Source organism: Gordonia westfalica, from assembly GCF_900105725.1.
GTDB lineage: Bacteria > Actinomycetota > Actinomycetes > Mycobacteriales > Mycobacteriaceae > Gordonia > Gordonia westfalica.
On sequence record NZ_FNLM01000034.1, the window covers coordinates 1,589,182 to 1,606,916 of the forward strand.

At 68.6% G+C, this 17,735-nt stretch carries 4 protein-coding genes, 1 pseudogene and 1 other annotated feature; of the genes and pseudogenes, 3 read left to right on the forward strand and 2 right to left on the reverse strand.

Annotated elements, in window-relative coordinates:
* Positions 1–73: 73 nt before the first annotated feature.
* Together BLU62_RS12740 and BLU62_RS12745 are read left to right on the forward strand one after the other, a co-directional pair.
* Positions 74–730: a hypothetical protein gene (locus tag BLU62_RS12740; protein ID WP_074849936.1), complete on the forward strand. Its 657-nt coding sequence runs from the start codon at positions 74–76 to the stop codon at positions 728–730.
* Positions 727–3,099, forward strand: coding sequence for a HelD family protein (locus BLU62_RS12745; protein ID WP_074849937.1), 2,373 nt, complete (start codon positions 727–729; stop codon positions 3,097–3,099). Before BLU62_RS12740 ends, BLU62_RS12745 begins: the two co-directional genes overlap by 4 nt.
* Here BLU62_RS12745 and BLU62_RS12750 read toward each other — a convergent pair.
* Positions 3,071–13,207: pseudogene (locus tag BLU62_RS12750) on the reverse strand (amino acid adenylation domain-containing protein); the annotation flags it as partial. The gene BLU62_RS12745 and the pseudogene BLU62_RS12750 overlap by 29 nt on opposite strands.
* 55 nt (positions 13,208–13,262) lie before the next feature.
* Between BLU62_RS12750 and BLU62_RS12760 the strand changes: the two are divergent.
* Positions 13,263–14,563, forward strand: a protein-coding gene (locus BLU62_RS12760; protein ID WP_099047828.1) for an IS3 family transposase whose coding sequence is annotated in 2 segments (ribosomal slippage) — positions 13,263–13,536 and positions 13,536–14,563 — 1,302 coding nt in all. Because the reading frame shifts where the segments join, the coding sequence is not laid out codon by codon here.
* Positions 13,535–13,666 (forward strand) — a sequence feature (AL1L pseudoknot). (Overlaps the previous gene by 132 nt.)
* On the opposite strand, the gene BLU62_RS12765 is transcribed toward BLU62_RS12760, so the two are convergent.
* Complete coding sequence (locus BLU62_RS12765) at positions 14,503–17,628, reverse strand: condensation domain-containing protein (protein ID WP_159441556.1); 3,126 nt, start codon at positions 17,626–17,628, stop codon at positions 14,503–14,505. The two genes, BLU62_RS12760 and BLU62_RS12765, sit on opposite strands and share 61 nt — an antisense overlap.
* Positions 17,629–17,735 lie beyond the last annotated feature (107 nt).

Here is a 17,735-nt window from a genome sequence, read left to right on the forward strand (position 1 = left end):
GGATGCGAGTACGACGCTGACCACCATCGATCACCACACGGACGCGGCACACCCTCCAGAGGACTATCCCTGGGTGTCCGCGTCCGTTGTGGTCGGGCGAGACCCGCTGCTCGCGCCCGCGCCGGGCACTCGTCTGGTGGTCGCGGTCGGCTCGAACGCGGCGCCGAACGTCCTCCGCCGCAAGCTCGGCCACCTCGAACCGTCCGGCGTCATCCACCTCCGGCGAGTGCGGGTCGCGAACATCACAGTCGGCCATTCCGCTCACGTCGCGGTGCGCGGATACGTTCCCGCAGCACCCGTTCACACAGGTCACGACACCTTGGAGACGGTGGCCGCCTGGCTCTCACCGCTCCAGACCGAGGCGCTGGATCTCACCGAACCCAACTACGATCGACGAACAGTGAACACGCACGACCATCCCCTGATTCTCGGTGACCCCATGCATCCCCACGACGGTCCCGCCACTCCGGACGAGTTCGACATCTACGTGTCGCGTCACGGAGTCCTCGCCGACCCCGCAACCGGTACGCCGCTGCCGTTCGGCAGCCAGTCACGCGTCGTCGCCTGGCTGGAGCAGCGCCTGCAGGACGCCGCACTCCGGGGCTCGGCGTCGGAGGTCTGCACCCGACTGGCGACCGCGGACCACGCCTCACGGATCACAGGATTGATGAAGACAACCGGGCTGGCCCGGTCGGCCTGGCCCGCCGGCGCGCGAGGAGGCGTGGCGTGACCGCACTGTCCCCCGACACCGATCCGCGGATCAGCGAGGAGCAGGAACACCTCGACCGGGTGTACGGTCGCCTCGACCGGATGCGGCAGACCACTCAGCGCCGCCTCTCGTCGACGCTGAGTGAACGCGGCGGCACGCCGCAGGCGCTGTCGGAACGCGAGTCCTACGAGCGCATGTACAACGAGGACCTCGCGAAATTCGATGCCGCCGAGCACAATCTGTACTTCGGGCGCCTCGACCTCGACGACGGCGAGATCCGTCGGATCGGCCGTATCGGTGTTCTCGACGACGGTCTGGTCGACGACGGTTCGCTCGACCACACGGCCACCGACGCCACCCTCCTGCTGGACTGGCGGGCACCGCTCGCACGGCCCTTCTACCTTGCCACGCCGGCCGCTCCCGAGGGGGTCTCCCGTCGCCGTCACGTGCGGACCCGCAGTCGCAAGGTCCGCGGGGTCAGTGACGAATCACTGACCGGCGACGCACTGCTCGACGACTTCGGACACGGCGACGTCGTCAACGAGTCCGCGCTCGTCGCGGCGCTCAACGCGGCCCGTACCGGCGAGATGACCGACATCGTCGAGACCATCCAGCGCGAGCAGGATCTCATCATCCGGTCGACGCACCGCGGTGTGACGGTCATCCAGGGCGGTCCGGGCACGGGCAAGACGGCCGTCGCGCTGCACCGTGCCGCCTATCTGCTCTACACGCACCGAGAGATCCTCTCGCGCAGCGGCATTCTCATCATCGGCCCGAACGACGACTTCCTCAGCTACATCGGACAGGTCCTGCCATCGCTCGGCGAGTCCGGCGTCCTGCTCTCGACGATCGGCGACCTGTTCCCCGGGGTGCGCGCACGGGCCGAGGATCCGCGGGTCACCGTCGGCGTCAAGGGCGACCTCCGGATGGTCGACGTTCTCAAACGTGCTGTGCGCGCACAACAGTCGTTGCCGTCGCGCCCGGAGACCGTGGACTTCGACAGCTATCGGGTCGAGATCGACTCCGAGCTGATCAAAGCGGCGCGCGCCAGGGCACGCTCGACCCGTCGCGCACACAACCAGTCCCAGAACGCCTTCCTGAAGGCCGGTCTCGCCGAGCTCGCGCGGCGCCACGCCTCGACCATCGGCTCCAGCCTGCTCGACGGTTCTCAGCTCCTGAGCCCAGCCGACATCGCCGACATCCGCGACGACATGAGCCACGACCCCGACATCCGCGCGGCCCTGCTGAAGTTCTGGCCCACGCTCACCCCCCAGGCCATGCTGCGCGACCTGTTCACCGACGAGCGCGCCATCCGCAAGGCGACCCCCGGATGGTCCGACGCGGATCGGGCCGCCCTGCTGCGCGAGCCGCGCACGTACTCGAACACCGGCGAAGACTTCTCCCCCGCCGACGTGCCGCTGCTCGACGAGCTGGCCGAACTCATCGGCTACGGCACCGACGAGGCCGAACGAGCCGAGCGTGCCCGTTGGCGTCGTCAGCTCGCCGAGGCACAGGACGCACTGGACATCCTGACCGGTTCGGCCCCACAGGATCTCGAGGACGAGCTCGACCCCGAGATCCTGATGGCCTACGACCTGATCGACGCCGAGCAGTTGGCCTCACGCCAGACCGAGACCCGCCGCGCCACCACCGCCGAACGAGCCTACGGGGATCGCACCTGGACTTTCGGCCACGTGATCGTCGACGAGGCGCAGGAACTCTCGCCGATGGCGTGGCGAATGGTGATGCGCCGCATCCCGAATCGATGGATGACGATCATCGGCGACACCGCACAGACCTCGGACGAGGCGGGCACGCGTTCGTGGGGTGCCGTCCTCGAGCCGTACGTCGCGAAACGCTGGCAGTTCAAGGAACTGTCGGTGAACTACCGCACGCCGAGCGAGATCATGACCTACGCCGCCCGGGTCCTCGATGAGATCGGCAACGGCGAGACCGCGCCGACATCGTTGCGCAGCAACGGTATAGAGCCGGTGGCGATCCCGGTGGAGGGAGCCGGTGACGCCGAGAGCATCGCGGCCGCGGTCATGCGCGCCGTCGACCTCGCCGAACCGCAGGGACTGACGGCGGTCATCGTCCCCGACACCCTCCTCGACGCGGTGAACGCCGCTCTGGACCCGGACGCATTCGACGCGAAAGACGTCGAGACCCCGAAGGTCTACACGGTCCGGACGTGCAAGGGTCTCGAGTTCGACACCACGGTCGTCGTCGAACCGGCCGCGATCGTCGCGCAGTCACCGCGAGGTCTCAGCGATCTGTACGTCGCATTGACCCGCGCCACCCAGCGGCTCGTCGTCGTGCACGACGAGGCACTACCCGAGATGCTCGCGGACATGCCCGCGGTCACCGACGCCGCGACTCCGCGTCGCTGAGCGCCGCGTCGATCCGCGGACCGAACTCCGACAGCGCCTCGCTGCCGACGATCCCCAGGTGGTCGGTGTCGACGTCGATGCGAGTGATGTCGCCGCCCAGGTAGGGCGCCCAACGATCCGGGGCGACGTCGACCGGGCCGTCGGCCTCGCTGTCGGCGGCGACGATGAGCATGGTGTCGCCGTCGTACCGTCGAGGCCGGTGTGCGACGGTCCGTTCCCCGGAACTGGTCATCCGCTGCAGCATCCGATCGAAGGACTCCGCATCCAGCAACCCGAGCCCGGTGACCTTGTCCCGGATCGCGGCGGCGATGGCTTCGGGCGCAACGGATGCCGGATCGTCGGGGTCGGCGAGCTCGTCCGGATCGATGACCTCCCGCCAGCCGCCCAGCAGCTCGGCTGCCAGTGCACGGGCGTCGATGTCCACCGACATATCTCCGTCGTCGGTCCAGGTCGACGCCGGCTCGACATCGTCGGCCGGGAAGCTGTCGAGCAGTCCGAGGAAACCGACTTCCTCGCCGCGCACACGCAGTTCGACGGCCATCTCCTGTGCGATGAGGCCGCCGATCGACCAGCCCAACAGGTGGTACGGGCCGTCGGGTGCGATACGCCGGATCTCGTCGACGTAGCGCACGGCGAGGTCGTGCACCGTGGCGTCGGGGAGGTCGCCGGCCACCACGTACGGATCTTGGAGTCCGTACACCGGCCGGTCGTCGAGGTACGGCGCGAGGCCACCGAACAACCACGCCAGGCCGTCCGCGGGATGGACACAGAACACCGGGTTCCGCGACCCCTCCCGGCGCAGCGGGACGACGACGTCGCCGTTTCCTGCATCAGAGGCTCGCGGTTCCAGGTGTGCGGCGAGGCGCGCACCGAGGTCACGGGCCGTGGGCCCGGCGAAAACCCACGCGACCTCGACCGGGATGCCCGTGCGGCGGCGGAGTTCGGCGACGAGCCGGACCGCGGACAGCGACGTGCCGCCGACGTCGAAGAATCCCTGGACCGCGCTCGTGACCGGGACGCCGGTGACCTCGGACATGCACTCGGCGACGAGCACCTCCCACTCTCCGGCCGGCGCCACGGGCTGCTCCGGGACATGTGCGTCGTGTGAGGCACCACCGATCATCGCCGACAGCCGCGCATGATCGGGACCTCCCCCCTCCCCCACCGGCACCGCGTCGACGACGGTCAGTGTCGCCGGAACACAGTGCGGAGCAATCCTTTCGACGGCAGTCCGGCGGAGATCGTCGACGCTGACATCGTCGGCCTCGACACTGACCCATCCGTGGATCTCGACACCGTCCGCGGTCGGTGTCGCGACGACGCCGCTCGACCGCACACCGTCGAGCCCGGCGAGCACCTCCTCGACCTCGTCGAGATCCACACGCAGCCCCCCGATCCGGACCTGACGGTCGAGGCGACCGATGATCTCGAGCCGCGGCACCTCATCGTCATCCAACCAGCGCGCCAGCATTCCGGTCGCGGAGTCGTCGGATGACTCGGCGGTCGTGCGCAGTTCACCGGGGATCCGCGGCGGGAGAACTCGCCCGGCCGAATCGACGACGACCGAATCCGGGGAGTCGGCGGCGCGGAGCCGACGACGGTCTTCCGCGGACACCAGATCGATGTCACCCAGAACCGTGGCGGTGGCGGTCTGGGCACCCGCGGTGATCGCGTCGATCATCCGTAGGAAGACATCGCGGAACACGGCGATCGTCTCCGGATCGAAGAGCGCTGCCGCGTAGTCGATCTCACCGGTGATGGTGAACCCGGCGGCCGTGTTCGTCTCGGCGAGTCCGAGTGTCAGGTCGACTTTCGCCGGCGGCGGTCCGGGGTCGACCGGTTGCACGCGAAGCCCACCAGCGCCATCGGCCGGCGCGGACGGAAGGTCGGCGTGCCCGTCGGAGGCGTCGGACAGGTAGTTGATCATCACCTGGACCAGGGGCGCATGGGCGGTGGACCGTACCGGTGCGAGTCGCTCGACCAGGGTCTCGAAGGGGATGTCCGCGTGGGCGAAGGCTGCCGTATTTGTCTCACGCACCTGCGCGAGCAGATCGGCGACGGTGTCGTCGGCACGGACCTTCGTGCGCAGGACGACGGTGTTGATGAACATGCCGATCATGCGCGCGGTCGCGGCCTGCCCACGGCCCGACACCGCGGCACCGATACTGACGTCGTCGACGTCGGCGATCCGGGCGAGAGTCGCGGCAAATGCGGCATGGCACACCATGAACGGAGTGACGCCGGTCGCTCGGGCCGTGTTCGTGACCGCGGCGCTGCGTTCCGGACCGAGTTCGACGGGCAGGCGGCCACCCCGATGGTCGACGACCGGTGGCCGCGGACGGTCGCCGGGCAGGTCGATGGCCGCGGGGATGCCGTCGAGAACCGTGGACCAGAACTCGTACTGGGCTGCCATCAGCGAGGTCGGGTCGTCGAGGTCGCCGAGTGTCTCACGCTGCCACAGGGTGTGGTCGGCGTAACCGACCGGTGACGGTTCCGGCGTCGGGAGATCCGCTCCTGCGGTTCGCAACTGGTACGCCGTGAGCAGTTCCTCGGTCAGGATCTGCAGGGACGCGGCGTCCCCGGCGATGTGGTGGACGACCACGACGACGCGGCATCCGCCCTCGATGGGGGCGATCGCGACCCGGATCGGCAGATCGGTGGTGACGTCGAATCCCTCTGCACAGAGGGCCATCACGGCGTCGACGTCGGTCGCCTCGTCCCAGCGCAGTCGGGCCGCGGCATCCGCCGCGTCGAGTACGAGTTGCTCCGGCGCCCCGTCCGCCGCCAGCGGGTGGACGGTTCGCAGCGGCTCGTGTCGGCCCACGACGTCGAGCAAGGCCTGGTGCAGGGCCGCGAGGTCCGGTTCGCCGAGCACATCGAAGGCGACGGGCATGTTGTACACCGGCGACGACACGTCGAACTGGTTGATGAACCAGATCCGCTGCTGCGCGTACGAGAGCGGAATCCGCTGCGGACGTTGCCGGCTGCCCAGCGGTTGAGCCGAGAGTCGTCGCCGGGTCAACGTCCCGGCGAGCTCTCGCACGGTCGGTGCACGGAAGATGTCGCGGATGTCGATGTCGATGCCGAGACGTTCGGCGACGCCTGCCACGACGCGCATCGCGGCCAGCGAGTGCCCACCGAGGTCGAAGAACGGCACCGTCACCGAGACCTCGTCGAGCGCCAGGACGTCGGCGAAGACTGCCGCGAGGGCGCGTTCGATCCCGTCTGCGGGCGGGGCGAACTCGGTCGAGACCGCGGTCGGCGCAGGCAGGGCACGACGATCGAGCTTGCCGGTGGAGGTGAGCGGCACCTCGTCCAGCACCACCCACTGCGTGGGCCGCATGTACTGCGGCAGTGTCTGCGCCACGCGGGCACGCACGGCGTCGAGGTCGACGTCGCCGGCGAGGTATCCGACGAGGACCTCACCCGACGCCCCGTGGTGCACGGCCGCCGCGGCGTGGGTGATGCCGTCGACACGGGCGAGGATCGACTCGATCTCCCCCAGCTCGATGCGTTGCCCGCGGAGCTTCACCTGGAAGTCGGCGCGCCCGAGGTACTCGAGCTCTCCGTCGGCGTTCCACCGGACCAGGTCACCGGTTCGGTACAGGCGCGCACCGTGCCCGCCGGTGGGATCGGCGACGAAGCGTTCCGCGGTCAGGTCCGGCCGGGAGGCGTACCCGCGAGCGAGTTGTCCACCGCCGACGTAGAGTTCGCCGACGACGCCGACCGGGGCGGGCTGCAACCGGTCGTCGAGAACCCAGGTCGTGGTGTTCGCGATCGGCCGGCCGATCGGCACGGTCGCGTCATCGGGCCGGAGGCGGTGCACGGTGACCTCGACCGCGGCCTCGGTCGGCCCGTACAGGTTGTCCATGTCCGCGCCGGGGGCGAGGGCTCCCATCGCGTGCGCGGTGGCCGCGGACAGGGCTTCTCCCGAGGCATGGATGCGCCGCAACGAGGTCAGCGCCTCGCGCCGCTGCGGGTCGTCGCCGACGTACTCGACGAAAGCCGCCATCATCGACGGTACGAAGTGGATCGACGTGACCCGCCGGCGCCGAACCTCGTCCAGGACGTAGGCGGGGTCGATGTGCCGGCCGTCGTCGGCGATGACGAGCCGGGCACCGGCCATGAGGGGCGCGAACAACTCCGGCACCGAGACGTCGAAGGTGACCGGGGTCTTCAGCATCACCACGTCGTCGGCCCCCAGCGGTTCCCGGATGTACATCCAGGCGAGCCTGTTCAGCACCGAGCGGTGGCTCACCGTGACGCCCTTCGGCGTTCCCGTCGATCCCGAGGTGAACAGCGTGTAGAGAGCGTTGTCCGGATTGACCGCCCGACGGAATGCGTTGTGGGCCACCGCGGCGACCCGGTCCTCGGCGAGCCGGGTGGCCGAGTCGACGATCAGCACCGGCGGCTCGACGTCGTCGAGCACCTCGGGCCGCGGATCGGCGGCGAGGATCACCGAGATCGACGCCGCGTCGATCATCGCCCCGAGGCGTTCCGGTGGCGTTGCCGGGTCGATGGCCACGTAACCGCCGCCGGCGGCCACCACGGCGTGGATCGCGAGGACCAGCTCCACGGACCGCGGGATACACACGCCCACCGCGACATCCGGTCCCGCGCCGTGGTCGGCGAGCCTCTGGGCCAGGTCGGACACCCGGGCGGTGAACTCCGCGTAGGTGAGGGTCCGCTCGCCTGCCACCAGTGCGACCGCATCGGGTGCGCGCCGGGCCGCGGCGTCGACGGCGTCGGAGACGGTCGACCAGGGCACGGACAGATCCGGACCGGAGACCAACTCGGCGATCCGCGTGCGTTCGGCGTCGTCGGCGATCTCGATCGCGCCGACCGGCCGGCCGTCGTCGGATGCGGTGACGGCGTCGAGCACCCGGAGCAGCCGCGTGATCATCGCCTCGATGGTCGCCGCGTCGAACAGGTCGGTCGCATAGACGATCTCGATCGGCCACGCCCGTCCCGCGTCGACGGTGACCGCGACCGTCATGTCGAGCTGCGTGGTCCCGGTGGACACCGCGATCGGCTCCGGACGCAGTCCGTTGCCGCCGCCGGCCGCCGGGGTGCCCGAAGTCGCGTGCAGCCCCGAAGTCGTTTGTAACCCCGAAGACGTTTGCAGCACCGACAACATCACCTGGCTCAGCGGGGCGAACGCCTCCGATCGCGCCGGAGACAGCCGGTCCACGAGGTAGTCGAACGGGACGTCCGCGCGGGCGAGCGCGTTGACGTCGTCGACGCGGACGCGGTCCAGGAAGTCCCGCACGTCGAGAGCCGGGTCGACCTCACTGCGCAGGACCAGTGTGTTGACGAACATGCCGACCAGGTCGTCGAGGTGCGCATGGCCACGACCCGCCACCGGCGTGCTGATCGCGATGTCGCGGCTCGCCGACAGCCGGGCGAGCAGGATCGCCAGCGCCGCATGGATCGTCATGAAGTCCGTGATCCCGCGATCCCGGGACGACGCCGCGACGCGAGCAGCGAGGTCGGCCGGGATCTCCGCGGTGACGCGGCCCCCGCGCTGCGAGGCCACCGGTGGCCGCGGACGATCCGTCGGCAGCGGGAGAAGATCTGGCAGGCCCGACAACCGGTTCACCCAGTACCCGACCTGTCTCCCGAGAACCGAGTCCGGTGCATCGATGTCGCCCAACGTCTGACGTTGCCACAGTGCATGATCGGCGAACTGGATCGGGAGTTCCGCGAACTCCGGCGGACGTCCCTCGGCACGAGCCAGGTAGGCGGACCACAGGTCGGAGAGCAGCGGCCGCATCGACTCGCCGTCTGCCGCGATGTGGTGGACCAGGATCACCGCGATGTGTTCGGCGCTGTCCGTCACACCGCGTCCCGCCACGTCCAGAAGCCGCACCCGGAGCGGGATCTCGGTGGTGATGTCGAATCCGGTCGGCCCGAGGATCGCGGACACGTCGTCGACGGAGATCGATTCGCCGGTGAGGGTGTCGGGGGTCAGGGTGTCGGTGTCCCACCGCAGTGCCGCTCGGGCCTCGTCGATGCTCAGGACGCGTTGGTAGGGTTCGCCGGCGTCGGCGGGGAACACTGTCCGCAGGATCTCGTGCCGCGCGAGCACATCGCCGACCGCATCGAGCAGCGCCGTTTGATCGAGCACTCCGCGCAGCCGCACGGCCAGCGGGATCGTGTAGGCGGCCGAATCCGGTTCGAAACGATTGAGGAACCAGATGCGTTGCTGCGCAAACGACAACGGGATGTGATCCGGGCGATCGACCACGCGGACCAGCGGCGCGTGTGGAGGTTCGGAGTCGTACGCGGTCTCGATGCGGCGGGCGAGCCGGCGCAGCGTCGTCGACTCGAAGATGTCACGGACACCCAACCGGACACCGAATCGGTCGCCGGCACGTGCACTGAGCCGTGTCGCCGACAGGGAGTTCCCGCCGATGGCGAAGAAATCCGCAGTGGCCGAGACCTTCTCGACGTCGAGGAGGTCGGCGATGATCGCCGCCAGGATCCGTTCGGTGTGACCTGACGGCGGCGTGTACGCGCCGGCCGCGTCATCGGTGTCGATCTCCGGCAGCCGCCCCCGGTCGATCTTCCCGACGGGATTGCGCGGGAGGTCGTCGAGGACGCAGAGGGCCGCCGGCACCATGTACGGAGGCAGTTGAGCGGCGAGATGCTCACGGAGATCCCCGATCTCGAGGCCGGCGCCCGGATCGAGGGGTTCGACATAACCCGCCAGTTCGGTCACCGGGTCACCCACGCCGATGACGACCGCGTTGCGGACGGCCGGGTGAGCCGTCAGGGTCGCCTCGACCTCGCCGAGTTCCAGACGCTGACCGCGCAGCTTCACCTGGAAGTCGCTGCGTCCGACGTAGGTCAGTTCGCCGGTGGGCGAACGGCGGACGAGATCGCCGGTGCGATACATGCGGGTACCGGCAGGTCCGAACGGTGCCGGGACGAAACGCTCGGCCGTGAGCGCCGGCCGATCGTGGTAACCGCGGGCGAGTTCACCGCCGGCGAGATACAGCTCGCCGACGACGCCCGGTGGCACCGGATGGAGTCGAGTGTCGAGGACGTGTGCGGCGGCTCCGGGCACGGGACGACCCAGTCGGACCGGTTCGTCGACGCCGATGGCGGGCGACGTGACGCTGATGATGGTGGTCTCGGTGGGTCCGTATCCGTTGTGGAAGGCGGTGTGCCCCGCCCATCGGTCTTTTTCGGAGTCCGGGACGGCTTCGCCGCCGACCAGCACGTTCGTGAACGGGAGCGACGCCGGATCGGGCAGTGAGGCGGCCACCGAGGTCACCAGGAAGGCGTGCGTGGCGCCGTGCTTCGCGATGACGTCGGCGAGTTCACGCCCGCCGTACACATCCGGGGGTACGACGACGAGGGTGGCGGCGCTGCCATAGGCGCCGAGGACCTCGAGGATCGCCGCGTCGAACGCCGGCGAACTGATGCCCAGCCACCGGGATGCCGGTCCCGAGCCGTGACGGTCGCGGAGCACCGCCGCCACTCCCGCGAGGCCCCGATGGGTGACCAGTACGCCCTTGGGCACACCGGTCGAGCCCGACGTGAAGATCATGTACGCGCCGTTGTCCGGGTGCACCGGGCGCCGGATCTCGGGCCGCCGTCGGTGTTCGCGGGACCGCAGTTCGGCGGCGCGGCCGGCGTCGAGACGCAACCAGCGCAGGTCCTCGACGGGAGTCCGGACCGAACCGTCGGTGAGCCCCACCCTCGCGCGTGCAGCGGTCACCACGCGGGTGATGCGATCAGCCGGATACCGGGGATCGACCGGGCAGTACACCGCCCCGGTCTTCGCGACCGCCCACAGTGCGAGCTGTGCCCGAGCCGACCGTCCGAACGCACACACCACCACGTCGTCCGGTCCGACGCCCTGGTCGATCAGTTCGGCGGCGAGATGCGAACTGGCATTGTCTAACTCGTCATACGTCCAGGTGCCGAGATCATCGATGACCGCCGGGTGGGCACCCCGCGCCCGGACGGCGGCAGCGAACAGATCGGGAAGCACCACGACCGCCGGGTCCGGGTCGCCGGAGACCAGCGGGCCCGTCTTCTCGTCATCGGCGAGCAGGTCCAGGTCACCGATGGGCGTCGTCGTGTCGGCGACCGCCTCGGTCAGGAGCCCGACGAACCGGTCGGCCAGACGCCGGGCGTCGAACTCGTCGTACAGGTCGGTGGCGTAGGTGAGGACGCCCCGCCACGGTGCGCCCGCCACCCCATCGGTCCGGACCGCGACGGTGAGGTCGAACTTGGCGGAGTCGTCGGTGACGGACACCGGCGTGATGTCCAGGCCGGTGAGTTCGCCGATGCGGGCGTGCCCCGTGAGGTTCTCGGGCAGGGTCGCGGTGTCGGTGGCGTCGGAGGTCGTGAGGAGGACCTGGACGAGCGGTGCGTACGATGCGGCGCGGGTGACGCCCAGCGCGTCGATCACCTCGTCGAAGGGAACGTCGGCGTGGGCAAGGGCATCGAGGTCCCCGTCGCGGACCTCGCCGAGCAGGTCGGCGAATCCGTCTTCCGCCGCGACCCGACTACGCAGGGCGACGGTGTTGACGAACATGCCGATCAGGTCATCGGTCTCACCGTCACGTCCCGCCGTGGCGGTGCCGATGACGACGTCGCCACCACCGGAGAGACGGCCCAGCAGTGCCGCGAGGGCGGCATGGAGCACCATGAACGCACTGGTGCCGGTGGCACGAGCGAGGTCTGCGGCGGCCAGGGCGGTCCGGCCGGGGATCGTGAAGTCGACAGTGGCACCACGTGTCTCCCGGGCCGCCGGGCGGGGATACGTCGTCGGGAGGTCGAGGAGCGTCGGCGCGCCCGCGAGACGGTCGGCCCACCACTGTCGTCGCGAGGCCGCGGTGGCGTCGCCCTCACGGAGTTCCAGCACGTGGTCGGCGTACTGCCGACGCAACGGCGACCAGTCCGGCGTGCGGCCATCTCGCCGGGCGACGTACGCGGTGAGTAGGTCTCGAGCGAGGACCGGACCCGACGCGCCGTCCGCGGCGATGTGGTGGACCGCGATGGCGAGCAGCGCACCGTCGGCCTCGTCGGCGTGGAGTCGTGCCCGCAGCGGCCGGTCACGGGTGAGGTCGTACGGCACCGCGGTGACGGCCAACGCCTCGGCATCTGAATCGACGACCCGCCAGTCGAATCCGGCGTCCTCGGCGATGAGTTGATGCGGCCTGCCATCCGGTCCGATCGGGTAAGTGGTCCGGAGGATCTCGTGCCTCGCGACCACGTCTTCGATCGCCGACCGCACGTCCTCGGCGCGGACGTCTCCACGAATCCGGAACCCGAACGGGATGACGTACGACGCCACCTCGGGCTCGTACTGGTTGAGGAACCACATGCGTCGCTGCGCACTGGAGAGCGGCAGAACATCTGGCCGGGACGACGGGCCGGATGACGGGCTGCCCACCATGGAACCGGCCGACGCAGCGTCGACATCGCCGGATTTCTCGATGCGATCGGCTAGGCCGCGGACCGTCGGGTCGTCGAAGACGTCGCGAACGGTCACCGCGACACCGAGGCTTCGTCCCAGTCGCGACGCGAGACGGGTTGCGGCGAGCGAGTTCCCTCCGGCGTCGAAGAAACTCGTGCCGGCCGAGATCTCCCCCGCGCCGAGAACCTCGGCGAAGATCTCGGCGACGGCGATCTCGACGGGCGTCGCCGGGGCGACGTACGTCTCGGCCGCGTAGTCGGGAAGCGGGAGTGCCCTGCGGTCGATCTTGCCCGCGGTGTTCGACGGCATCTCGTCGAGGATCACCCACGACGTCGGACGCATGTAACCGGGCAGCTTCTCGGCGACGGTCCGGACCGCGTCGAGGTCGACATCTGATCCGGTGAGATGTGCGACGAGTTGCTGACCCGCGGGCAGGTCCATCACGGATACCACGACCTGGGCCACCCCGGGTGCGGTGTGCAACACCGACTCGATCTCCCCCAACTCGATCCGCTGCCCCCGCAACTTCACCTGAAAATCACTACGCCCCAAATACTCCAACTCACCCACACCAGACCACCGCACCCGATCACCCGTCCGATACAACCGCGACCCCGGCCCACCAAACGGATCCGCCACAAACCGCTCCGCGGTCAACCCCACCCGCGACGCATTGAATCACCCCAGGTTTGATACCGCTTCCTTCTGAGTCAGGAAGGATGAGCACATGCCTAAGAAAATCGACCCGGAGGTCCGTTCGAGGGCCTTGCGGTTGCTGGAGACCCACGGCGGCGAGTACACGTCGTTGACTGCCGCGGCCGAAGCGATCGCCAAGCAGGTCGGTGTCGGCGGGGAGACGGTACGTCGATGGGCCGTACAAGCCCAGATCGATGCCGGCGCCCGCTCCGGGACCACTACGAAGGAGTCCGCCGAGATCAAGCGCCTCAAGGCCGAGAACAAGCAGTTACGAGAAGACGTTGCCATTCTGAAAGCAGCGACAACTTTCTTCGCGGGGGAACTCGACCCCCGCAACCGATGATCGTGGCGTTCATAGATCAAATGCGCGCCAACGGGTTTGCGGTCGAGTCGATCTGCCGGGTCCTGCGTGGGCAGGGCTGCCAGATTGCCGCACGAACCTACCGGGCATGGCGATCACGCACGCCTGCCGCACGGACGGTCTCTGATGCCCACGTCGTCGATGCGGTGCGCACTGTCGTCTGGCGCACCGGTGACGACGGCCGGCGGAAGATGACTCCCGAGGGCCTCTACGGGCGGGTGAAGATGCGCGCCCATCTGCATCGCACAACTCTGCCTGGGGTGTCCTATGGCGCCGTTGATCGAGCGATGAAAGTGTTAGGCCACCAAGGAATTCGACGGTCGAAGGGAGTCCGAACGACCGTCAGATCCGCTGATGGTGTCCGCGCGGAGGATCTGTTGAACCGACAGTTCAGTGCTGCCGAACCGAACCGGGTTTGGGTGACCGATTTCACCTACTGCCGGACCTGGGCTGGGTGGGTGTATGTGGTGTTCATCATCGACGTGTTCTCCCGTCGAATCGTGGCATGGCATGCCTCGACATCGAAGTCGGTGGAGTTGGTGACAGTCCCGCTTCGGATGGCACTGTGGCAGCGCAATCGGGAAGGGCATCCGGTGAAAGCTGCTGAGCTTATTCATCATTCGGATGCCGGAAGTCAGTACACATCGGTTACACTGACTGAGCGTCTGCGACTCGAAGACATCGCAGCGTCGATCGGATCGGTCGGGGACGCCTACGACAACGCGCTGGCCGAGTCGGTGAACGGCTTGTACAAGACCGAGTGCATCCGGACCACGATCTTCCACTCCGGCCCGTACCGGACGATCTCCGACGTCGAGTTCGCGACCGCTGGTTGGGTCGACTGGTACAACAACAGCAGGTTGCACTCGAGTATTGGCCAGATTCCCCCGACCGAGTTCGAAACGCTCCACTACGCTGGCCTCGGCCCCGAGGACCAGCCCACATTGGAGGCGGCACAAAACCTAGGGTGATTCACATACCCCCGAGCCACCTGCACCCCACCCAGATACAACTCACCCACCACACCCACCGGCACCGGCCGCAACCGCGAATCCAACACCCACACCGACACATTCGGCACCGCACGACCAATCGGCACCACCACCTCACCACCCGAGACCACATACCACGTCACATCCACCGCCGCCTCAGTCGGCCCATACAAATTCACCACCCGCACACCCGGCACCAACCCCCGCAACCCCTCCACACCCGCCACACCCAACGCCTCACCCGAACAAAACACCTGCCGCAACGACCCCAACCCACCACCAACAGAACCACCCCCACCCGAACCACCCAGCGCATCCACAAACACCGACAACATCGACGGCACAAAATGACACACCGACACCCCGAACCGCTCCACCACCGACGCCACATACCACGGATCCCGATGACCACCCGGCTCCGCCACCACCACAGAAGCACCAACCATCAACGGCCAGAACAACTCCCACACCGAAACATCAAACGACACCGGCGTCTTCCACAACACCACATCATCACCAGCAATCGGGAACAACGACTGCATCCACCCCAACCGATTCACCACCGCCCCCTGCGACACCGTCACACCCTTCGGCCGACCCGTCGACCCCGACGTGAACAACGTGTACACACCCACCAACGGCGACAACACCCCCACCTCATCCACCACCCCACCCAACTCCACAGCACCCACATCAGCCGAAACACCAGACCCCACACCACAATCCACCACCACCCGCTCCACCCCAGCAGGAACCACCACCCCCTCCCCCACACGCGTCAACACCACACCCACACCCGCCGTCGACAACATGTACCCCACCCGCTCAACCGGCGCATCCACCTCCACCGGCACATAACGACCACCCACAACCACCACCGCATGCACCGCCACCAACAACTCCAACGACCGCGACATCACCACACCCACAGCCGAATCCACCCCCACCCCCAAACCCAACAACCCCCGCGCAACCCCCGCCACCAACCCACCGAACTCCCCATACGACACCACCCGATCCCCACACCACACCGCCACCTGCGACCCCGACAACCCCACCCGCTCAGCCACCACCGAACCCACCGAACGACCACCCCACCCCAACCCCACCACCGCACCACGCGACCAGTCCGCGATGGCGGCGCGCTCGGTCGCGTCGGTGAGGTCGATGTCGCCGACCACCACGGTGTCGTCGGCGAGACCGGTGGTCAGGACGTCGACGATCCGCGCGCCGAGGCGGCGCACGGTGCGATCCTCGAAGAGATCGGTGGCGTAGACGATCCGCCCGGACAGCCCCGACAGGTCGCCGGCCGTGTCCCGCATGGCGGTCATCCCGATCATGAGGTCGAAACGTGCCGCCGGAACACCGGCGTCGACGGGTGTGACCGTCAGTCCGGGCACCGAGATCGCTCCGACCGCAGACTGTTCCAGAGTCAGCATCACCTGGGCCAGGGGCGCGAACGCTTCGCTACGCGTCGGGGCGAGTACGTCGACGAGATGCTCGAAGGGCACGTCGGCCGCCGCGAACGCATCGAGGTCGGTGTCCCGGACCTGTCCGATCACGTCGGCGAACGCGGCGCCCGGATCGACCTGTGTGCGCAGGACGACGGTGTTGACGAACATCCCGACCAGGGCGTCGAGTTCGGCGCGGCCTCGACCGGCGACCGGGGTGGCCAACGCGATGTCGGTGGAGCCGGCCAGTCGGGACAGCACGACGGCCACCGCGGCGTGCAGCACCATGAAGACGGTCACCCCGTGCCGGCGGGCGAATCCGTCGATCGCCGATGCCAACTCCTCCGGCACGTCGAACTCCGCAACGGCACCTCGATGGGACGCCACGGGCGGGCGGGGCCGATCGGTCGGCAGTTCGAGCACGTCGGGCAGGTCGGCGAGCTGCTCCCGCCACCACCGGGCCCGCCGGCCGAGTTCGGAATCCGGATCCTCCACGGACCCGAGGACGCGCTCCTGCCACAGGGCGATGTCGGCGTACTGCACGCCGAGGGGTGGCCGTTCCGGTGCACATCCCGCGGAGCGCGCGGCATACGCATGGAGCAGGTCGTCGACGAGTGGCCGGAGTGATTCGCCGTCCGCCGCGATGTGGTGGAGGACGACCACCAGCACGTGATCGTCGGACTCGGTGCCGATCGCGGCACGGATGGGCAGATCGCGCGTCACATCGAAGCCGGTGGCGGTGAGGGTTTCGACGTCGTCGGCGCGCCACCACTGGTCGACGGTCACCTCGTCCGCGGGCACGATGTCCTGCCAGGGACGGCCGTCGAGATCCTGCGGGTAGCGGGTGCGCAGCACCTCGTGACGGGTGATGACGTCGGCGAGGGCGGCGCGCAGGGCGACGGTGTCGAGCCGGCCGTGCAGCCGCATCGCGAACGGGTTGTTGTAGGCGGGCGAGGACGGATCGAACTGGTTGATGAACCACATCCGCTGTTGCGCCGCCGACAGGGGCAGCCGCGACGGACGCGGGATCGACCCCGGGTCCGGAAGGACGGCGACCGGATGGCCTTCGAGTCGCTCGCCGACCCATCCGGCCATGGCACGTACAGACGGGGCATCGAACAGCTCGCGAACGGTGAACGACACCGAGAACGTATGCGAGATCCGTGCGGCGACCCGCGTCGCCGAGAGTGAGTGTCCACCGATCTCGAAGAAGCTGTCGGTGACCGACACCCGATCGGCGGGCTGGTCGAGGACGTCGGCCACGATCTCCACGATCAGATGTTCGGTGTCCGACGCGGGCACAACGACCTCACGGGTACCGAGATCCGGCGCAGGCAGCGCTTTCCGGTCGATCTTGCCGGACGTGCCGCGCGGCATGTCGTCGAGCACGACGAAGGTGTCCGGGACCATGTACGGCGCGAGGCGGCGCCCGGCGTACTCGCGCACCTGCGACACGTCTGCGTCCGCGAGGCCGGATACGTAGGCGACGAGCCGGTCGTCGCGCACCATCACCGCCGCGGCGACGACGCCGGGTGCGGTGTGCAACACCGACTCGATCTCCCCCAACTCGATCCGCTGCCCCCGCAACTTCACCTGAAAATCACTACGCCCCAAATACTCCAACTCACCCACACCAGACCACCGCACCCGATCACCCGTCCGATACAACCGCGACCCCGGCCCACCAAACGGATCCGCCA